We start from the raw sequence: 19842 nt of genomic DNA, 5'->3' as shown, positions 1-19842 counted from the left end.
CGCGCCATGGACGAGAGCCGACCGCTCACGGCGACCGAGAAGGCCGTGCTGGACCTGTTGCTGTCGAAGGAGTTCCCCGGCGCCGCCGAACTGCGGGCGCAGGTGGCCGTCGCCGCGGTGACCGGCAGGTGCGGCTGCGGCTGTCCCTCGGTGGACCTCTCGGTGCCCGACGACGTGCCGCGCTCGCCCTACCGGGGCAGGCTCGCACCCACCGAGGCCCGTACCGAGCCCGATGCGGACGGGCTGCCCTTGGAGGTGATCCTGTTCCTGGACGACGGGGCCCTGTCCTACCTGGAACTGATCCACTACGGCGAGCCGCCCGAGGACTGGCCGGCCGCCGCGTCCCTGTCGGTGGTCCGGGCCGGTCGCTGACGGGCGGGGCACCGGTCAGGGAGCCGGGGCCGGGCCGTCGAGGCGGTCGAGGTCGCGCAGGGTCAGCGCGGTGTCCGGGTGGTCCGGTCCCAGCACGCGGTTCCGGTCGGCCAGCAGGGTTTCCAGCAGGGCCACCGCACCCGGGACGTCCCCGGACGCGTCCGTCCACCGCGCGATCTCGTGCCGGTTGGTCAGGGTCTGCGGGTGGTCCGGGCCGAGCACGCGCACGCGGTCGGGCAGCAGCGTCGTGAAGCCCGCCAGCGCGCCTGACGCGTCACCGGCCTCACCCCGCCACCGCGCCACGTTGTGCCGCACGGACAAGGTGTGGTGATGGTCGGGTCCCAGGAGCCGCAGGCAGTCGGGGAGCAGGGCCTCGTACGCGGTCGACGCGCCCGCCGCGTCACCGGACTTGCCCCGCCAGTACGCCGAGTTGCTGCGGCTGACGAGCGTGCTCGGGTGGTCGGCACCGAGCACGCGGGTCCGGTCGGCGGCCGATTCGGCGAACAGGCGTGCGGCGCCCTCGTGGTCACCGGCGTGGCCTCGGCAGTTCGCGAGCCCTCCGTGCACGGTGAGCGTGAGGGGGTGGTCCGCGCCGAGCGCCTCCAGGCAGTCGGCCGCGAGCGCCTCGAACTGCCCCAGGACGTCCGCCGCCCCACCGAGCACGACCCGCGCCGCCGCCAGGTTGTGGCGGTTCAGCAGGAGGTCCGGGTGGTTCGCGCCGAGGACGCGGCACTGGTCGGCGGCCAGCGCCTCGTACTCGGCGATCGCCTGCGCCGAGTCGCCGACCCAGTCCAGCCAGGTGGCGATGTTGTGCCGGGTGGTCAGGCAGTCCGGGTGGTCGGGGCCCAGCAGGGCGACCTGGTCGGCCAGCAGCGCCCGGAACTCCGCTATCGCGCCGGTGTGCTCGCCCGCCTCGCCGCGCCAGTAGGCGAGGTTGTGCCGCGCGGTCAGGGTGCCGGAGTGGTGCGGCCCCAGGATGCGGGTGCTGTCGGCGATCATGGCCGCGAACTCGTCCGCGGCACCCGCCGCGTCGCCGGACTCGCCCCGCCAGAGCGCGAGGTTGTTGCGCGTGGGCAATACGTCGGGGTGGTCCGGGCCCAGTACCCGCAGCCGGTCGGCCAGCAGCCTCTCGTACTCGGCGACCGCCTCCGCCGGCCGGCCCAGCTCGCCCAACGCCGCCGCGAGGTTGTGCCGCGCGGTGAGGGTGTCCCTGTGGTCGGCGCCGAGGTGGGTGTCCGCCTCGGCGTGCAGCGCGCGGAAGTAGGTGACGGCGGCGGCCGACTGCCCGGCATCGGCCAGCGACCGGCCGACGAGGAACAGCACCACGTGCAGGTCCGGCTCGCGCAACGCGGGCGTGGTGTTGGCGTGCAGCGCGAGTGCGGCCGAGCGGAACGCCTGCGCGGACTCGGGGTCGAAGGTGGCGGGCCAGAGGTCGGTCAGCGCCCGCGCGGCCACGTGGGCGAGTTCGCTGGTCTTCGCCGGTGTGAACGTGTCGCGGACGGCCCGCTGCACCAACGCATGCACGGCCACCGCCCGTGCGGGTCGGTCGGGGTCGAGCGTCACCAGGCTCAACCGGTGCAGGCAGGCCAGCGCGTCGTGCACGTCGTCGACCTCCAGGCCGGTCGCCTGCTCGAACACCGACACCGGCACGCCCGCCGGGTCGAGCAGGCTCGCCAGGTCCAGCACCGGCCGGGCCAGGCCGCGCGGCGGGAGCCCGTCGGCGAGGTCGATCGACAACGACCAGGTGGCGGCCACGGCGCCGACCCGGTCGTCGACGGGCTCGGTCCCCGAGGGCATCACGTCGGCGAGCGTGCGGCAGCGGTCGGCGAGCCGTTTCCGGTAGCCCGCCACCGACAGCAGCGGCTTGTCGGCGATGAACGCGGCGGCGTGCGCCAACGCCAGCGGCAGGCGGCCCAGGTCCTCGGCGAGCCCTGCCAACTCCTCGTGCGCGTGCGAGGGCAACGCGGATGCCAGGTAGGCCACGGCTTCCTCGACGGAGAACACGTCCAGTTCCACGATGGCCTGGCCGAGCGCCCGGTCCCGACGGCGGGTGGTGATCACCGTCCACCCCGACGAGGGCGGCCGGAGTCCCCGCAGGTCGTGGGGATCGCGCACGTCGTCGAGCACCACGACCCACCGCAGCCCGCAGCTCACCAGCCACGCCCGGAACGCCTCGGCCGCGTCGTCCGGCGGGCAGTCGTCACGGCAGCACGACACCCGCCGCGCGGCTTCGGCGAACGCGGTCACCACGGCGTCCCGCGACACCGCCGTCACCCACACGGCCAGGTCGACCGAGGAATCCGTCCACACCGACGCGGCGAACCGCGCGGCCACCTGGGTCTTGCCGACGCCGCCGAGCCCGGTCAGCACCACGTCCCGGCCGGGTTCGAGCACGACGTCGCGGTCCCGGTGGTGCCGGGCGGCCGGGGGCGGCGCGCCGACCCGCACCGGCCAGGCGACCCGCGGGGCCTCGTGGACGATCATGTCCCGTCCGGACTGGTAGGCGATCCCGGCGACCGCGAACTGATTGACACTCCCGGCTTCCACCGGCACACCCGATACCGGATGTGCCCGGACGGCAACGCAATCGTGCGGATTACAGGTGGTCGAGGTGCAGGTCGTCGAGCGTCCACAGCGCTTCGGCGTGCCCGCCGCGCACGCGGAGCATGCCCTGGACCTGGCGGCGCAGGGCGTCCTCGTAGTCGACCTCGCCCGCGACGAGCTTCGCCGTGTACTCCACGATCTCGGGCAGGTCGGCCTCGATCCGCCGGAACGACATGCTCGGCGAGCGCGGGCCGTCGTCGTCCACCGGGTCCGGGTCGGGGCCCGCCATGGTGAAGGCCGGGAAGCGGTCCACGTCGGGCAGCACGCTGTGGAACGGCACGCCGTTGAAGAAGTACTCGGGCCAGCGGTTGCCGCTGAGCACCAGCCAGGGCGTGCCCGCCGCCAGCGCGGCCATGCCGAACCCGGAGTGCGGTGACACCAGCACGTCGCAGGCGCGGATCCCGGCGAGCTGGTCGAGGAAAGGCCGGTCGACGGCGTCGGTCACGCGCGGTGCGGCGGCGGCGATCTCGTCGAGTTCGGCGCGGGTGAACGTCGTCGCGGTGCGGTCGTCCGCGCGCAGTTTGCCCATCAGCACGAACTCGGCGTCGGGGAACCGGTCCAGCAACGCCGTCACGACCAGCCGCCACGAGCGCACCGACGGGTACAGCTCGCGTGGTGCGCTGCCGCCGGGCAGCAGGGCGATCCTGGGGTGGTCGGCACGCGGCGGTGCGGGCAGGTCGAGTGTCCACTGTGTACCGCGCGCGTACGGCAAGGGGCCGTACCCGGCCACGCCGAGCGCACTGTCCGAGAAGTACTCGCGTGCCGCCCTGTAGTAGGAGTCGAGGCCGGGGAACAGGGCCATCTGATCGGGCAGTCGGGACCGCAGGTCGTCCTGGACGTGGTCCCAGTCGCGGGGGATCGCGGCCAGCGCGGCGGTGTGGTCGGCGGGCGTGAACACGTCGACCGGCACGGCGTAGGTCTCGTCCACGAACGGTGCCAGGCGAGTGAGTTCGACCGGGGTGTGGGCGTTGAGGACCAGTCCGATGCGGGCGTCCGGATTGGCCACGCGGTAGCCGTGGACGCGGTGCAGGGCCTCGACGGCGTGACCGACCGGATGGCAGTAGACGAAGTCGACGAGGATCGAGACGGGCATGTGCCGATGATGTCGTGCGGGCGCGGCTTGCGCGAGCGAGATCCGGCTTGAATGATAGTGAACATTCACTTTGAACGGAGTCCGATGGGCCGCCCCAGTCAGAAGGAGGGCATCCTGGCCGCCGCGCTGGGCTGCTTCGCCGAACTCGGCTACGACGCCACCCGCGTCAAGCACATCGCCGTGCGCGCGGGCGTGGCCGAATCCGCGCTGTACCGGCACTACCCGGGCAAGGAGGCGATCGCCCACGAGCTGTACGCCGACCACCTCGGCCGGTACTCGGCGGCCCTGGAGGCGATCGCGGGCGACGGCGTCGATCCCGTTTCGCAGTTGGGCGCGGTCGTGGACGAGGTGCTGGCCGCGTACCGGCGACAGCCCGAGGCGTTCACGTTCACGCTGCTCAACACGGCTTCGGTCCCGTTGTCGTTGCCGCCGGGGACGCGGTTCCCGCTGGAGATCGTCGAGGACGTGATCCGGCGCGGTCAGCGCGCGGGCGTCGTCCGCGCCGGTGCGCCCAACCTGCTCGCCGCGATCTTCTTCGGCTGCCTGCTGCGGCCGTTGATCGTCGCCACCCTCAGTCCCGCCCTCGACCTCGTGGACACCCGGCACGACGCCGTGCTCCGCGACGCCGCCCTGTCCGCTGTCACCCGGAGTTCCTGATGCGCCGTCTTCTCCTCGCTGTCGCCGCCCTGGCCGGTTCGCTGGTCGCCATGAGAGCGGCGACTTCCACGTTTTACGACGCGTACGGCGTCGGCATCCTCAACATCGGCGGCGGGCGTGATCTCACGTCCTCCGGCGCGGCCGGGTACTCGGCGGACACCGCGTACACGTGGCTGGCCGCGTATGGACCTTCGGGACGTGATGACCACCTGCTGATCCTGCTGCTGGACCTGCCGTTGATCGCGTCGATGACGGCGGTGCTCGTACTGGGGACCCGCTTGGCGCTCAAGGGTTTGCGGACCACGCGGACGTTGCGTGGTGTGCTGTCGGCGTTCCCCTTGGCGGGCGTTGCTTTGAACCTGGTGGAGGACCTGGCGATCACGGGTCTGGTCTCGGCGTATCCGCAGCGGCTCGACTTCGTGGCCGGGATTGCGGGTGCCGCGAACGCGGTCAAGTCGGTGTCGTACGGGTTGGCCGTGGCGACGTTGGTCGCGGCCCTGGGGGCGCGGCTGCTGTGGAGGATCCGTTGCGCCGGACGAGTGCCGGCCTGAGCGGTCAAGCGGAACTGTCGTACCCGCCCGCTACCTTGGGTCCATGAACGACTCCACGGGGTCATGGGGAGAGGGTCCCCTGGTCGCTTTCGACCTGGAGACCACCGCCACCGACCCGCACCGGGACCGCATCGTCACCGCGTCCGTCGTGACCATCACGCCGCGCGGTGACGGCCCGCCCTCGGTGCGCACCCGCACGTGGCTGGCCGATCCCGGCGTCGAGATCCCGCCCGACGCCACGGCCATCCACGGCATCAGCACCGAACACGCCCGTGCGCAGGGGCGGCCGGCGGCCGAGGTGGTCGCCGAGGTCGTCGACCACCTTGCGGCCGTGTGGCGGCCGGACGTGGCGTTATGCGTGTTCAACGCGGTGTTCGACCTGACGATGCTCGACGCGGAGTCGTCCCGCCACCTCGACCGGCCGCTGGCCCTGACCGGTCCGGTTCTGGACCCGCTGTGCGTTGACCGCCACCTGCGTCCGGTGCGGGACTTCACCGACCGCCGCCGGTTGTCGGACGTGTGCGCGCACTACGGAGTGCGGCTCGAAGGGGCGCACACCAGCGACGGCGACGCGTTGGCCGCCGCGCGGGTGGCGTGGAAGCTCGCGCGCGTCCACGCGTCGGAGATCGGCTTCCTGACGTTGGCCGAACTGCACGACCGGCAAGCGGCCTGGCACCGTGCGCACGAGGAGGAGTACGCCTTACGGCTGGAACGCAAGCTGACCGATCGTCTGGCGCGCAGCGGCGAGTCCGAGCAGACCGAGGAGTGGCGCGCGCGGGTGGACCGCATCCGCGAGGCGGGTCGGCACTGGCCGCTGACGCCCGACCTGGGTCCGGTCCGCCCACCACGCCGCTCGGGCCCGGCCAACGCGAATGCCCCGTGGACGCCCGCGCTGGAGGCGGAACTGCGCGAGTCCTGGCTGGCCACCGACCCGGCCGAGACCCCGGAAACCGCCCGCAAGACCCTGGCCACCCACTTCGCCCGCAGCCCGACCGCCATCCGCGCCCGCCTGCTGCGCCTGGGCTGCGACCCGGAGGCCCCGGGCCGAACCTGCGACCCGGCCCGTGCCGCCGAGCTGAAACGCCGCTACGAGGCCGAATACCCGCGCGACTAGGGCGTGTATCGAAGTCGGCTGTGCTGACTTGGCCCGGTATCGACGCTGTCGGGTGTGTCGGTGATCAAGAATGAGCGAGGTCTCCGGTAGAGGGTTCGTCGGCCAAGAAGAACCTGAACACCGGAGACCTCGTGGACACCCTGGCGGTGGCGGGGCGGTTCGACCTGACCGACGCGCAGTGGGCGGCGCTGGAACCGTTGCTGCCCGTGCCGTCGCGTTCGGGTCGGCCGTCGTTGTGGAGCAGGCGGCGGTTGATCGAGGGGATCCGGTGGCGGGTGCGCACCGGTGCGCCATGGCGGGACGTGCCGGCGGCGTATGGATCATGGGCGGCGACATACGCGCTGTTCCGACGCCGGCAGCGGGCCGGGGTCTGGCAGCGGGTCCTGACCGCGCTGCAGGCCCTGGCCGACGAGGGCGGGCGAATCACCTGGGATGTCGGCGTGGACTCCACGATCGCGCGGGCACATCAGCATGCCGCGGGTGCGCGCAAAAGGGGGATCTGCAGGCCGAGCCGCCGGGCGGGGTCGTCACCGAGCCCGACGACCACGCGCTGGGCCGCTCGCGCGGCGGGCTGACCACGAAACTGCATCTGGGCTGTGAGCAGGGCCGGAAGCCGCTGTCGATCGTGCTGACCGCCGGACAGCGTGGTGACAGCCCGCAGTTCATCCCTGTGCTGCGCGGCATCCGCGTGCCCCGGCCGGCCGGAGGTCGGGCCCGTACTCGTCCTGACCGGGTACTGGCGGACAAGGCGTACAGCTCCAGGGCCAACCGGGCACACCTGCGCCGACGCGGGATCAGGGCGATCATCCCGAGCAAGGCCGACCAGGACGCGAACCGCAAGGCCAAGGGGTCGAAGGGCGGCCGGCCACCGGCCTTCGACCCCGAGACCTACAAGCAGCGCCACGCCGTGGAATGCGGCATCGACCGGCTCAAACGCCACCGCGCCGTGGCCACCCGCTACGACAAGCTCGCTGTGCGCTACGAAGCCACCGTCCACATCGCCGCGATCAACGAATGGCTCTGACCGACTTCGACACAGGCCCTAATCGACGACGCGGAGAAGCGGGAAGTCGTCAGGTGCACGACCTCCCCCTGACAGGTGCGCGGCAAGGACTTCGCGGACCACGTCCAGCGAGACCTCCTGGTCTGCTGGGATCTCGGCACGGCTTCCCTGGATGTCGTAGACCACGACGCCTTCAACGCCCGGATCGCCCAGGGTCGCCCGCGGAGGCTCCCAGTTCTCCTGCACGAAGCCACGATGCTCGCCGATCCCGGCGTTGACGAACGGCCGGTTCCAGGGATCGTCGGCATCGGTGATCTCCACGATCGCCGGACACGGGTGGCCGGTCGAGAGCGTGCGCACGCGCTCGATCACGGCGTCGAGTTCGTCCTGGGTGCGGATGATCGCCGGGTTCCCGGCGGTCTCCCGGTCGAAGATGGCCTGCAACGTCACCACGGTGGCTTCTTTCCTCCGGTGAAGGTTCGTTCGTAGCCGTTCGGGCCGAATACGGTCAACGAGCTGCCGGCAGGCAGCACGATGCCGACAAGGTTCTCACAGCCCCAAATGTTGTCGCACGGCGTGTTATTGGCAATCAAAGTCGCGTGCCGTATGCCCTTTGTGCGCATCCGGGCAGCCACCTTCATCTCCACGTGCGTCGTCACGTAGAACGTGCCTCGCCTCTTGAACCACCGACCATGCGTCTTGGCGCCGGTGAGGCGCTCGACAGATGGAGGCAACTCCCCGCGAAGCGCCTCGACGCGCTGCTCCTCAGACGGCCTTGCGGAAGACACAGAGGTTCCCTCGCCAGGCCCCGGCAGAGCGGGGGCCGTCGTGCCCAAGGTATCGATGATCCTGTTGACCGCCCGCACCGCGTCGTCCACGGCGTGAGTGAGCGTCCGGCTCGCGTCGTGCTCGACTTCGCGGAAGGTCGCCGAGGCGATCACCACGTCGGCCTCGCCGCTGCCGGCACCGGCGATCTCGATCGTCGTGGCGGCCTCACCCGCCAGGTCACCTGCCACCAGCAGCGCGGCCAGTATCTCGTCGGCTTTGTCGACGACCTGCCGGAGCTTGTCTCCGACGTCCCTTGTCGATGCCACACCCGTAGATCAATCCATGAGCGGGTCGACGCCCGGCCGGCCCGCGAATCCGGCGGGACTTCCGGACCTCTGCCCATCCGCCATCGCGACGCCACCTGGATCTCGCCGCGCCAACGCCCGTCCGGTCAACCGCAGGCCCGCCGCCGCCGGAAACCGGCGCCGCTCCGCCGGCAGCACTGACAGATCCAGTCGTTCCGCACTCATGGGACTGTGTACTTGGGGATTGCCCCGTCGCCGCGTGTCCCGACAGCCATCCGCGGGGGTAGAGGTGTGGTCGCGTCCACTCCGGCAGATCATCGTTGTTCCATGCGTCGGCGATCCACTCCGTCGAGGGCAGTTTCTTCGTCCGCCAAGACCTTGTCCTGACTGAGTCCTACCGCGTGGAACCAGTGGGCCAGACGACCGTGACGGGGATGTCGCGGGTGAAGGCGGCTCTGACGACATCGGCCGTGCCGCCGTACCCGCGTGCGGGTTGCCCGTCCCACACCGCGAGTAGGGCGTCGGCCTGATCGAGCATCCGCAGCGAAGCGTCCATGTGCGCGGTCGGGTCCGAAGCATGGTGGTCCAGTCTGGTCACCGTCGTGGCGCGGGCCAACAGCGTGTCGTAGTCCCGGTGGTGTTCCGGAGGCAACGCGTCACGGTAGCCGGCGGCGGGGACGACGACCTCGATCGTGCCGCCCGCATCCAGCGCGGCGTGGCCCGCGTGGTTGTCCATCCGTGTCCGCACCAACGTAGTCACCGGACAGAGGTGTGCCCGCACCACCGGGAACAGATCCGCCGAGGACACCGTCGACTCCATCCGCCTGTAGTGGGCGGTGGGGCCGCTGATCAACTCCGGCAGGCCAGGCGTGCCCCCGACGTCCGGCATCACACACGCCACTACGGCACCGGCACCGGTACCGAGCGCGGTTTTGAGCAACTCTCGACGGTCCATGTCTTGCGGGATACCACGAGCCTGCCGCGAAAACCGGGTTCTGGGCAGGGCGGGAGCGAAGGCTCCGCTCGTGAGGCGTCGGACAACTCGTGACCGAGCAACACGTCCAACTGTTCAAGGTTCACCTTCAGTACCCGTGCTATCCGGGAGCGTCGCCAGGCGTGAGGTGTGAGGGCACCACGTTCCCGCCGTCCGACGGTCGAGAACTCCACGCCGACGGCCTGCGCGAGGCTCTCCTGGGTGAACCCCATCGCCTCACGTCAAGCAGCGAACGCCTCACGCTTTGCATCCGACATACTCACCTCCCTTTCCCTTGCGAGACGGCCCACGAAACTTCTTTGCGGCCCTCTTGTTCGCAGCCCTTTCGATGTCGGTCTGCCGGCTGCGGGACCGTCCGCCGGTCGGTACTCACCGCGAGTGTCGGTACCGAGGAGGGGGTCCGACTTCACGGATGCCGGCCCGTTTCGCCGGTGGCCCGAAGGCATGGCGCCGTGGCGCACCTCCCCTGCGAGGTTCGCCCGGGAACGGTTTCCGGAAAGACGCCCTCCGACTTCACGGTTCCCGCTGTACGGGCAAGCCGTCGAGTGCCGCTACGAGGTCCGGTGCCCTGGCGTCACTCCGGTTTCGTCGCCTTCACCGCGTAGACCAGCGGAATCCGGGGTTCGTCCGGCGGCAACGCGTACCAGCCGGACTCCTGGCGCACCATGCGCGACCAGCGCGGCCACGGCAGCAGGTCGGTCTCGCGCACCAGGTCGACCCGCAAGCCGGCCCGCGCCAACGACGTCACCAGCTCGCCCAGGCCGTGCGACCACTCGTAGTGCGTCCGGTCCGAGGGCAGCGGCGGGCCGTCGGTGTAGGTGCGGACGAAGTCCCGCTCGACCGCGCCCCGCCCCTCCAGGTGGTCGTAGCGCACCAGCAGCGCCTCGTCCGGTTCCGGGTTCAGGCCCAACGACCACAGCACGGGGTGGAAGTCGACGACGTAGGCGAACCCGCCCGGCCGCACCAGATCCGCCACGACCCGCGCCCACCGGGCCAGATCGGGCAGGTAGCACAACGCGCCCTTCGACGTGTACACCACGTCGAACCGCCCGCCGCCCAGCACCGACACCGCGTCGTACACGTTGCCGTGCCGGTAGTCGACGACCACGCCCGCCTCCGCCGCCAGCCGCCGGGCCTCCGCGATCGCGGCACCGGCCAGGTCCAGCCCGCTGGTCCGCGCGCCGCGTCGGGCGAACGCCTGCGTCTCGGTGCCGAGGTGGCACTGGAGCTGCACCACGTCCAGGCCCGCCACGTCGCCCAGGTCGGCCCACTCGAACGGCGCGAACCAGGACTCCGGGTCCCGCGCGTAGTACGCGCTGGCGGCGTGGATCGGGGTGCGGGCGTTCCAGTTGCGTTCGTTGGCGGCCATCCGCCGCTCGTCCGACACCGGTCCACCTATACCAGAACGCGATCGTCCGATCACAAGGCGTGAACGGTCGGTGAACGTTCTCACCCGCGACCCGGCCACGGGCACGTCCAGGCCGTGGACGGCGGTGGACCACCGTGAACGGTCACAGCGCCGCCGGTCGGCCGTTGTCCCCGATCCGCCCCGGCGCGCACGGTGGTGCCGGGCCGGCTCTTGCCGGTCCGCACGACTTCGTCTCCACCCTGCAAGGAGAACACTCGTGGATCGGACATTCCTCCGACGCGGCGTGCCCGGCGTGGCCGCCGTCGCCGCCCTGTTCCTCGGCACCGCGGTCCTGCCCGCACAGGCCGCGCCGGGCAACGCCTACCTGCCGCATGGCCTGGTCAAGACCGAAGAGCACACCCAGGTCCGGGAGATCACCCCGGCCGTGGCGGCGTTGAGCGCGCCCGCCGCGTTCAAGTCGCTCAACTACGTCCAGCAGGTGCAGCAGCAGAACCAGTGGTGCTGGGCGGCGACCGGCGCGAGCATCGAGAAGACGCTCGGCGTCACCGTCAGCCAGCAGCAGTTCTGCTCGGCGGGCAAGGGCGGTTCGGGCGCCTCCTGCCCGAACCAGGCCGCCCAGATCCCGGAGATCGTGCGCGGCTTCCGGGGCACCGGCTTCAGCTCCCAGGACGCCCGCGGCCCGATCAGCTTCGCCTCGATCACCCAGCAGATCGACGCGGGCATCCCGCACCTGACCGGCATCTACTGGACCGCCGGCGGCGGGCACGCCGAGGTCATCTACGGCTACGACTCCACCAACCAGTCGATCCAGGTCGGCGACCCGTGGCCGACCTACCAGCGGTACCAGACCTGGAACTACACCCAGTACCGCAGCAACAGCCGCTTCCGGTGGAACGACACCATCGTGAACATCAGGAAGGGCTGAGTCCGTGACCTGCCGGAAGTTGTCCGCGTTCGCCCTGGCCGTCGCCTTGACGGTGTTGTCCTGCGTCCCCGCGTGGGCGGGCGAGACGGTGAAACCGCCTTCGCAGTCCGACTTCGACGCGGCGCTGGCCGCCGCGCGGACCCCGGCCGCGATGAGCTACGCGCGGACGAACTTCCGGCAGGTCGCCGGCGCCGAACCGGCCGCGGTGACGATCGCCGACCGCGGCGTGGCCGTGTACATGCTGAACCCGGACTTCGTTCGGGACGTGCCCGACGCGCCGGTGGGGATCGTGCAGTACATCGCCGTCACCGCGACGGCCGACACCGGGGTGCGGGCCACGCTGCGGGCCTCGCCCGAGGGCGCCGACAACGCCTGGACGGTCGGCAGCGTCTTCTCCGGCGACGACGAGGAGACCCTGAGCCGCGACCTCGCGCCCGGCTCGGTGCTGCTCAACGAACCCCAGATCAACGGCTGGTACGCGCTCACCGCGACCGGCGTCACGCTGCTGCGGGCCAGCTTCCCGCAGTCCGAGGTCGGGCAGTCGGTGTCGCTCGACGAGTACGGCAAGCAGGTCCGCGCCCGCTATCGTGCCCACCTCCCGGAGGCCGCTCCCACCACCGAGGCGGAGCGCGGACCGTCCACCGTCGGCCTGCTCGTCGCGGGCTGCGTGGTGCTGCTCGTGTTCGTGCTGGTGTTCGGCCGGTCCCGGCGTCACTCCCAGAGGAAGTCCACGCCGACCAGCGACGGCGCCAGGCTCTCGAAGTAGGCGCACGCGAACCCGCTCGGCCCGCACAGCAGGGGTTCGCTGACCGTCGGCTCGACGCCCTCACGGGCGCGCTGTACCCGCGTGCAGCGCACGGGCAGCCGGTCCGGGTCGAAGTGCAGCCGGATCAGGTACGCCTGCATCCGGCCGCGCACCACCCGGTAGTACGTCGGCGCGCGGACCGGCGTCGTGCACACCAGCGTGAACGCGAAGACGTGCACGTCGCCCTCGGCGAGTTTACGGTCGAAGAGCAGCTCGAACACCATGCCCGCCGACGACCGCCGACGCCGTACCCGGCCGAGCCGGCACCCGTCGCCGGCGCGCAGCCGGGCCGAGTCGATGTCGGCGCCGGGCTCGCTCTGGTGCGTCACCACGAAGCCGTCCGGCCCCGACCGGCGGGCCCGCACCGCCATCACCGAGGTGATCTCCGCGGTCTCGCCCGCCGCCGTGAGCCGCACGTCGTCGAACACGGTCACCACGTCGAGGTCGGCGTTGCACGGGCTGCCGGACACGCCGTCGAACTCGGCGAGCAGTTCGCCGGTGCGCGTCCAGCTCCGGCTCAGCTCCGGGATGGACGGCACCCGCTGCTCGGGCAGGACCACGCGCTGGTGCGGTCCGACCAGCACCACCAGGCTGTCCTCGGGCAGTCCGAGCACGCGTTCCAACGCCCGGACGGCGTCCAGCGCACGCGGCACGGCCGGATGGCGCAGCCCGCGTTGCCAGTAGCTCAGGGTCGACTGGGCGATCGTCACGCCGTGCGCGCGCAGGTGTGCCCGCAGTCGGCCCAGCGACAGGCCGCGCCGCCGGATGGCCGCCGCCAGCGCCCGGTCGAACGGCCCGTAGCGCAACGCCTGTGCCAGGTCACCCGCGAGGACCGGGGTCTCGTGCCGCATGGGTCACCTCACGGTGTCTCGTCGTCGCGGCGTGGAAAGGTCCTGCGTCGCGCATGATCACCGACGTTCGCACTGTATGCACGACCAGGGCAGCCGGCCTACCTACCAAAGTAGGCACGCGGTCCGCCGTCCGGCGGGACTTCGTCCACTGTGGACGTCCGAGGTGTGATCAGGCCCGACTCGTACGCCACGACGACGGCCTGCGCGCGGCTGCTGAGCGCCAGTTTCGCCATCAGCCGCTTCACGTGCGTCTTGACCGTGGCCTCGCTGAGCACCAGGCCCCGGGCGATCTCCTGGTTGCTCGACCCGTTGCCCACCAGTCGCAGGATCTCGGTCTCGCGCGCGGTCAGGTCCGACAGTCGGTGCCGGGCGGTCGCCGCGGCGCGGTGGTGCTCGGCGTAGGTCTCGACCAGGCGCCGGGTGATCGTCGGCGCCAGCAGGACGTCGCCCGCCGCGATCGCGCGCACCGCCGAGACGATCCGCTCCGGCGGCGTGTCCTTGAGCAGGAACCCCGACGCGCCCTCGCCCAACGCCGTGTAGACGTACTCGGGCAGGTCGAACGTGGTCAGCACGATCACGCGCGGCACCGGGTCCGCCGCGGCGGCCAGGATCCGCCTCGTGGCCGCGATGCCGTCCAGCACGGGCATCCGGATGTCCATGAGGATCACGTCCGGCCGGGTCGCCTCGGCGAGCGCGACGGCCTCCTGCCCGTCGGCCGCCTCGCCGACCACGGCGAACCCCGGCGTGGCGGTGATCAACGCGACGAGCCCGGCCCGGATCAGCGCCTGGTCGTCGGCGATCAGCACGCGTGTGGTCACCCGGAACCCTCCGTCGGCAGCCGCAGCACCACGCCGAACCCGCCCTCGACCGGTCCCGCCTCCACGACGCCACCGTACAGTCCGGCCCGTTCGCGCATGCCCTGGATGCCGTGCGGCGTATGGCCGGGCGGCGGTGGTGGCGGCGGCGAACCGTCGTTGACGACGTGCAGCGTGAGGACGCCGTCGCGGCGGTAGTCCAGCGTGATCCGCGCGGTCGCCCGCCCGCCGTGCTTGAGCACGTTGGTCAACGCCTCCTGCGTCACCCGGTACGCGCACAGGTCCTGGCCCGGCGGCAGCGTGCGGGCCGTGCCGAGCACCTCGACCGCCACCGGCACCCCGGCCTGCCGGGTGCGGTCGACCAGGCGGTCCAGGTCGGCGAGGCCGGGCTGGGGCGCGAGCTCGCCCCGGTCGTCGATGCGCAGCACGACCAGCAGGCGGCGCAGTTCGGACAGCGCCTCGCGGCTGGTGTCGGCGACGGTCGTGATCGCGGTCCGGGCGGTGTCCGGGTCGCTGTCCAGCACGTACCGCGCGACACCGGCCTGGAGCGACACCACGGACATGTGGTGCGCGACCACGTCGTGCAGCTCGCGGGCGATGCGCCCGCGCTCGTCGTCGGCGGCCCGCGCCGCCCGTTCGGCCAACGACTCCATCCGCAGCCCCCAGCGACGCGTGCTCTCGCCCAACGCCCACGCGCCGAGCAGGACCATGCTCGACTGGAGCACCTCGGGTACGACCAGGACCGCCCTCAGGTACAGGAACATCAGGGCCGTCGACAGCGTCGCGAGCGTGAACATGGCCGCGGCGACCCAACGCGGGCGCAGCGTGGCGACGGTGAACAGCGACACCAGGATGGCGATGCCCCAGTCCGGGAACCGGCCCTCCGTATCCAGCGCGAATGCCATCGACGCGGCGACCGTCACGCACATGGTCAGCACGGGCGCGCGTTGCCGCAGCGCCAAGGGCAACGAGGCGAGCGCGGCGAGGACGTACGCCTTCGGATCGGTCACGCCCCGGGTGACGAGCGTCGTGATGGTCAGCGCGGCGAACGCGCCCGCGAGGGACACGTCCACCAGGGTCGAGTGGAATCGCACCGGCCGACGGTAGTCGCGGTTCCGAGGCCGTGTCGCCTTACGAAAGAACGATGCCGCCTACCCTTGTGGTGGTAGTCGGAAATGCCTTCCCAGGGCGACGACCCGGTCACCGTTCGTCCGTAGTTTTGGTGGCATGAAACGAATCCTGATGACCGCGACGGCGCTGTGCGTGGCCGTCGGACTGGCCGCCGGCACGGCCTCGGCGACGTCGTCCCAGCACCGCACGCTCCAGAAGGACGCCGACGCGCTGGTCGCGCTCGGGGCACCGGGCGTGCTCGTCGAACTGGACACCCCGCGCGGCGACGTGCGGGTGCGTTCCGGCTACGGGGACACGGCCCGCAAGACACCCGTGCCGTGGGATGCCCGCTTCCGGATCGGCAGCTTCACCAAGACCTACGTGGCCACGACCGTGCTGCTGCTGGCCGGCGAGGGACGCCTGTCGCTGGACGACACCGTCGAGCGCTGGCTGCCCGGACTGGTGAGCGGCAACGGCAACGACGGCCGGAAGATCACCGTCCGGCAGCTCCTGCAGCACACCAGCGGCCTGCACAACTACACCCGCGACCTGGACTGGCTCAGTTCCCGCGAGGGGTTCGAGCGCAACCGGTTCCGCTCGTACACGGCCGAGCAGGTGGTGCGGGAGGCGGTGAAGACGGCGCCGGACTTCGCGCCGGGCACGAACTGGCTCTACTCGAACACCGGCTACGCCCTCGCCGGGATGATCATCGAGAAGGCGACCGGCCGGACCTGGCAGCAGGAGGTCACCGCGCGCGTCCTGCGTCCGTTGCGCCTGAACGACACCTATTCGCCCGGGGATTCGCCGTTCATCGCCGGTCCGCACGCCCAGGGCTACCAGCGGTTCCCCGACGGCGGCACGCCGGAGAAGCCGACGTTCGGCCCGCAGATCGACGTGACGGTGACCAAGGTGTCGTGGGGCGGCGCGGCCGGTGACATGATCGGCACCACGGACGACGGCAACCGCTTCCTCCAGGCGTTGCTCGGCGGCAAGATCCTCAAGCCCGCCCAGTTGGCCGAGATGAAGAAGACCGTGCCCGCGACCGTGTACCAGGGCTGGATTCCCGGCCTGCGCTACGGCCTGGGCCTGATGTGGAACCCCACGTCGTGCGGCGGGTCCTGGAGCCACGGCGGCGACATCCCCGGTTTCATGACCCGCAACGGCGTGACCGACGACGGCAGCCGCAGCGTGGTCGTGACGCTCAACACCGACTCTCCGATCCCGGCCGACGGCACGCTGCCGACCAAGGAGATCTCGCTCGGCATCGTCGAGCACGCCCTCTGCGGCACGAAGTGACCCGGCAGGGCGGTGGGCCGCTCCCCGGCCCGCCGCCCTGTCGACCTCAGATCCGGCGACCGTAGACGTGGTCGACGGACATGGTCATGAGGACCCGGCGGTCCGACACCATGACCGACCGGTACTCGGCCCAGTCCGGGTGCTCGCCGGCGGCGGACCGGTAGTAGGCCACCAGTGCCTCGACCTCGGGGCCGTTCGGGTCGGTGCCGGGGCCGGTGAGGGTCGCGACGCCCTCCACGGTGGCCCAGGACCGGCCGTCCGCGCTGGTGACCTCCAGCGTGGCCCGCGGGTCCCGGCGCAGGTTGCGCGTCTTGGCCCGGCCGTCGGTCATCGAGACGAGGATGACCCCGTTCTCCCGGTCGTAGTGGTGGGTGACGGGGGAGAGCTGCGGGCGACCGTCCGCCTTGATCGTGGCCAGGACGCTGAGCCGCGCTTCCGCGACCAGGTCGTGCGGGTCGAACGTGGGAGTGCTCATGACCCCATCTTGACCCGTCCGGTTCGCCGGTTGCCGAATTTCGGTGTCCGACGGCGTGTTCGCGGGACTACGTTGCGGCCCATGGACTGCGGTCACGACTGGATCAGACCCGACCGCGAGCTGACGTGCCTCGACCCGGACCCGGGCGTCGACGCCGTCCGGGAGCAGGGTCGGATCGGGCTGACCTGGATGTCGCGCCCGAGGCGGGAGTCGGTGTCCGGGTCCTGGTCGGCGTCGGTGACCACGTGGGTCGAACCGGGACGCGCTCGTCGCCGGCCTGTGGCGCCTCCTGAGTCCGGAAGAGGCCGACTACTACGAGAGCGACGAGTACTTCGCGTGAACCCGGGTCAGTCCCACCAGAACGTCCACGAGTGGTCGCCGACCAGGCGTTCCGCGTAGGCGGCCAGGGTCTGGGGGCCGTCGCCCACCCAGACGTTGTCCGGGCAGAACGCGAAGTGCTCGGCGGCCACGGCCAGCGCCTCGACGGTCGTCGCGGGCGGCGTGGCGATGCTGAGCAGCAGCGTGTCGAACCCGACCCCGACGACCCGGGCCCCGAAGCGGTCCTCCCAGCTCCGGACGACCGCCGAGACCTCGGCCGTGTCCTCGGTGTGGTTGATCGGCCCGGTCCACCCGACCGCGGCCAGCGCGTCCGCGCCGCGGTCGGCGGCCACCAGGCCCAGCCGCAGCGACGGGTGGCCGGCGAGCAGTTGCGCGGCCAGGTCGTCGGCGGTGCGGTCCGGGTCCGTGCGGTGGGGGCGTCCCGGCGCCAATCCGGGCCAGGCCAGGCCGAAAGGCGCGGTGATGGCCCGCAGTTCCTCGACGGGCAGGTCGTCGTTCTCGTGCTCACCCGCGTACACGGCCCACCAGTCGGCCAGCAGCGCTGCCGCGTCGTGGTTCCCGGGCGCCGACGCCGCGCCGGGCGCGACCTCGCCGTTGGCCCAGGGCCGGTACTCGTCGTGGTCGTCGTCCAAGGCGTCGAGCAACAACGGCCACAGACCCGACTTCGGGTGCTCGGTGCGCAACGTCGCCCACAGCCCGGCCGGCACCGGTCCGTCCCCCAGCCACAGCGCGGGTCGGTCACCGCGCTCCTCGGTGGAAAGGACGGTACGCCCCGGCGGCAGGGGGACCGACAGCGTTCGTCCGGCGGGGTCGGCGGCGAACAGGCCGCGCAGGGCTTCGGGCAGCGGTTCGAGGCTCACGCGCCGGATGGTAATCAACGCACCGCCCCCGCCGGTCGCGAGTGACCGAGCCGTTCCCACCCCACCACGCGAGTCGTGCGTTCAGACACCGCGAGTTATGCGTTCAGACACTGTGAGTTGTGCGTTCGGAACGGGATCTCCGGACACCGGCGACTCCGGCCGGCTAACGTCGTGATCATCTCGGACGACGGTCCGGTGACGGAACCGGAAAGACCACAGGGGGCTCGGTGTTCAATCGTGACTCGGCGGAAGCAGCCGCGTTGCACCAGCGCTTGGCGGGTGCCGAAGCGACGGTGAACGAGCTGCGCGCGTGGGTCGGGCACCTGCGCGGCACGGACGCCGCCGTGCTCGAAGGCGAGCTGCGGGCCTTACGGTCGGCGGTCGAGCGCACCAAGGGGGAGGTGGCCGCGCTCGCCGCCGAGAAACGGCGTGCGGAAGCCGAAGCCGCCGCGTTGCGCGCGCTCGTCGTGGAGACGAGGGAGACCGCGCTGCTCCAGGAAGTCGGCATCTACGAGTACGCCCACCCGCTCCAGGACGCGCTGGCCTACAAGGACGCGCTCGCCGCGCTCAAGCAGCGGATCGACGCCATGGCCAAGGGCGGTCAGGCCGTGACGTGCCAGGTCGACTGGACCGTCAACGGTTCGCGCAAGGACGGCGACAAGCTCGGGCGCGACATGGCGAAGCTCATGCTGCGGGCCTACAACGCCGAAGCCGACAACGCCGTGCGCACGGTCAAACCCCACACCAGGGAGAAGGTCAAGACCCGGCTCACGACCACGCGGGACACCATCGGCCGGCTCGGCGCGTTGATGCGGGTCACGGTCTCGGCCGACTACCACCGGCTGCGCCTGCACGAGATCGACCTCACCACCGACCACCTGGTCAAGGTCGAGAGCGAACGGGAAGCCGCGCGCGAGGAACGGGCCCGCCTGCGAGAGGAGGCCAAGGCCGCCAAGGAGATCGAACGCGAACGCGCCCGGCTGGCCAAGGAACGCGCCCACCGCGCGTCCGTGGTGGCCCGGCTGGAGGCCAAGGGCGACACCGAGGCGTTGGCCCAGGCCCGGCTGGAGCTGGCGGCCGTCGACGACGCGATCTCCGGGGTCGACGAGCGCGCCGCCAACGTCCGCATGGGCTACGTCTACGTGATCTCCAACATCGGCGCGTTCGGTCCGGACGTGGTCAAGATCGGCATGACCCGGCGGCTGGACCCGATGGACCGGGTGCGCGAACTGGGCGACGCCTCGGTGCCGTTTCGGTTCGACACGCACGCGCTGTTCTTCTCCAAGGACGCCGTGGCCCTGGAGACGGCACTCCACCGACGACTGGCCCACCGGCGCGTGAACGTGGTCAACCCGCGTCGCGAGTTCTTCCGGGCGACTCCGGCCGAGGTGCGCGCCCTGCTGGGTGAGCTCGACCACGACGCCGTCCTGGAGTACACGGAGACGCCCGAGGCCGCCGAGTGGCGGGCGTCCGGCGCCCACCTGCCCGCCGATCCCGACGCCGACGGCGACCTGTCCGACGACGGCGGTGAGTGAC

21 protein-coding genes are annotated in these 19842 nt (G+C 71.6%); 9 read left to right on the top strand and 12 right to left on the bottom strand.

Annotated elements, in window-relative coordinates:
* The first annotated feature begins 6 nt into the window (after positions 1 to 6).
* Positions 7 to 372 carry a hypothetical protein gene (locus F4559_RS18860; protein ID WP_184670460.1) on the top strand — a complete coding sequence of 122 codons (366 nt, stop codon included), beginning with the start codon at positions 7 to 9 and terminating at the stop codon, positions 370 to 372.
* Positions 373 to 387: 15 nt separating this feature from the next.
* Here F4559_RS18860 and F4559_RS18855 read toward each other — a convergent pair whose 3' ends face one another.
* The gene (locus F4559_RS18855; RefSeq protein WP_184670458.1) at positions 388 to 2919 is read right to left on the bottom strand and encodes a tetratricopeptide repeat protein; all 2532 of its coding nucleotides are present in this window, start codon (positions 2917 to 2919) and stop codon (positions 388 to 390) included.
* Between the two features lie 49 nt (positions 2920 to 2968).
* Complete coding sequence (locus F4559_RS18850) at positions 2969 to 4069, bottom strand: hypothetical protein (RefSeq protein ID WP_184670456.1); 1101 nt, start codon at positions 4067 to 4069, stop codon at positions 2969 to 2971.
* Positions 4070 to 4153: 84 nt separating this feature from the next.
* Here F4559_RS18850 and F4559_RS18845 point away from each other — a divergent pair, with 84 nt between their 5' ends.
* From F4559_RS18845 to F4559_RS18830, 4 genes are all read left to right on the top strand, one after another.
* On the top strand, positions 4154 to 4726 hold the full coding sequence (locus tag F4559_RS18845; protein ID WP_184670454.1) for a TetR/AcrR family transcriptional regulator: 573 nt from the start codon (positions 4154 to 4156) through the stop codon (positions 4724 to 4726).
* A complete protein-coding gene (locus F4559_RS18840; protein ID WP_184670452.1) occupies positions 4726 to 5277 on the top strand; it encodes a hypothetical protein in 552 nt (183 codons plus the stop codon). The genes F4559_RS18845 and F4559_RS18840 overlap by 1 nt, the downstream gene beginning before the upstream one ends.
* 43 nt (positions 5278 to 5320) lie before the next feature.
* Entirely contained in the window at positions 5321 to 6391 is a 1071-nt protein-coding gene (locus F4559_RS18835; protein WP_184670450.1) for an exonuclease domain-containing protein, read from the top strand.
* A gap of 146 nt (positions 6392 to 6537) precedes the next feature.
* A protein-coding gene (locus tag F4559_RS18830) for an IS5 family transposase (RefSeq protein WP_312866002.1) occupies positions 6538 to 7415 on the top strand; the annotation gives its coding sequence in 2 pieces (ribosomal slippage) (positions 6538 to 6922 and positions 6922 to 7415; 879 coding nt in all).
* An 18-nt stretch (positions 7416 to 7433) separates the two neighbouring features.
* On the opposite strand, the gene F4559_RS18825 is transcribed toward F4559_RS18830, so the two are convergent.
* From F4559_RS18825 to F4559_RS18810, 5 genes are all read right to left on the bottom strand, one after another.
* On the bottom strand, positions 7434 to 7847 hold the full coding sequence (locus tag F4559_RS18825; protein WP_184670448.1) for an Imm1 family immunity protein: 414 nt from the start codon (positions 7845 to 7847) through the stop codon (positions 7434 to 7436).
* A complete protein-coding gene (locus F4559_RS36420) occupies positions 7841 to 8488 on the bottom strand; it encodes a DddA-like double-stranded DNA deaminase toxin (protein WP_184670447.1) in 648 nt (215 codons plus the stop codon). The genes F4559_RS18825 and F4559_RS36420 overlap by 7 nt, the downstream gene beginning before the upstream one ends.
* Positions 8489 to 8861: 373 nt before the next feature.
* The gene (locus F4559_RS18815; protein WP_184670445.1) at positions 8862 to 9422 is read right to left on the bottom strand and encodes a hypothetical protein; all 561 of its coding nucleotides are present in this window, start codon (positions 9420 to 9422) and stop codon (positions 8862 to 8864) included.
* Complete coding sequence (locus F4559_RS36415; protein ID WP_312865721.1) at positions 9368 to 9673, bottom strand: helix-turn-helix transcriptional regulator; 306 nt, start codon at positions 9671 to 9673, stop codon at positions 9368 to 9370. Before F4559_RS36415 ends, F4559_RS18815 begins: the two co-directional genes overlap by 55 nt.
* A gap of 362 nt (positions 9674 to 10035) precedes the next feature.
* On the bottom strand, positions 10036 to 10848 hold the full coding sequence (locus F4559_RS18810) for a class I SAM-dependent methyltransferase (protein ID WP_312865720.1): 813 nt from the start codon (positions 10846 to 10848) through the stop codon (positions 10036 to 10038).
* Between the two features lie 238 nt (positions 10849 to 11086).
* Here F4559_RS18810 and F4559_RS18805 point away from each other — a divergent pair, with 238 nt between their 5' ends.
* On the top strand, positions 11087 to 11755 hold the full coding sequence (locus F4559_RS18805; protein WP_184670443.1) for a papain-like cysteine protease family protein: 669 nt from the start codon (positions 11087 to 11089) through the stop codon (positions 11753 to 11755).
* A gap of 4 nt (positions 11756 to 11759) precedes the next feature.
* Entirely contained in the window at positions 11760 to 12521 is a 762-nt protein-coding gene (locus F4559_RS18800) for a hypothetical protein (protein ID WP_184670441.1), read from the top strand.
* On the opposite strand, the gene F4559_RS18795 is transcribed toward F4559_RS18800, so the two are convergent.
* From F4559_RS18795 to F4559_RS36410, 3 genes are all read right to left on the bottom strand, one after another.
* Entirely contained in the window at positions 12467 to 13411 is a 945-nt protein-coding gene (locus tag F4559_RS18795; protein WP_184670439.1) for an XRE family transcriptional regulator, read from the bottom strand. The two genes, F4559_RS18800 and F4559_RS18795, sit on opposite strands and share 55 nt — an antisense overlap.
* Before the next feature lie 98 nt (positions 13412 to 13509).
* Positions 13510 to 14229, bottom strand: coding sequence for a response regulator (locus tag F4559_RS18790; RefSeq protein ID WP_184670437.1), 720 nt, complete (start codon positions 14227 to 14229; stop codon positions 13510 to 13512).
* Complete coding sequence (locus F4559_RS36410) at positions 14226 to 15320, bottom strand: sensor histidine kinase (RefSeq protein WP_184670435.1); 1095 nt, start codon at positions 15318 to 15320, stop codon at positions 14226 to 14228. The genes F4559_RS18790 and F4559_RS36410 overlap by 4 nt, the downstream gene beginning before the upstream one ends.
* 133 nt (positions 15321 to 15453) lie before the next feature.
* On the opposite strand from F4559_RS36410, the gene F4559_RS18780 reads away from it, so the two are divergent.
* Positions 15454 to 16632, top strand: coding sequence for a serine hydrolase domain-containing protein (locus F4559_RS18780; RefSeq protein WP_246445262.1), 1179 nt, complete (start codon positions 15454 to 15456; stop codon positions 16630 to 16632).
* Between the two features lie 46 nt (positions 16633 to 16678).
* Here the strand turns inward: F4559_RS18780 and F4559_RS18775 are convergent, their stop codons facing one another.
* Together F4559_RS18775 and F4559_RS18770 are read right to left on the bottom strand one after the other, a co-directional pair.
* Positions 16679 to 17107 carry a PPOX class F420-dependent oxidoreductase gene (locus F4559_RS18775; RefSeq protein WP_184670433.1) on the bottom strand — a complete coding sequence of 143 codons (429 nt, stop codon included), beginning with the start codon at positions 17105 to 17107 and terminating at the stop codon, positions 16679 to 16681.
* A 347-nt stretch (positions 17108 to 17454) separates the two neighbouring features.
* Positions 17455 to 18306 carry a DUF4253 domain-containing protein gene (locus F4559_RS18770; RefSeq protein ID WP_184670431.1) on the bottom strand — a complete coding sequence of 284 codons (852 nt, stop codon included), beginning with the start codon at positions 18304 to 18306 and terminating at the stop codon, positions 17455 to 17457.
* Between the two features lie 227 nt (positions 18307 to 18533).
* On the opposite strand from F4559_RS18770, the gene F4559_RS18765 reads away from it, so the two are divergent.
* Positions 18534 to 19841, top strand: coding sequence for an SNIPE associated domain-containing protein (locus F4559_RS18765; protein WP_184670429.1), 1308 nt, complete (start codon positions 18534 to 18536; stop codon positions 19839 to 19841).
* Position 19842: the final 1 nt, after the last annotated feature.

It is taken from the genome of Saccharothrix violaceirubra (genome assembly GCF_014203755.1).
GTDB lineage: Bacteria > Actinomycetota > Actinomycetes > Mycobacteriales > Pseudonocardiaceae > Actinosynnema > Actinosynnema violaceirubrum.
Note: the sequence above shows the minus strand (reverse complement) of the source record. Positions and strands in the feature narration are given on the sequence as shown.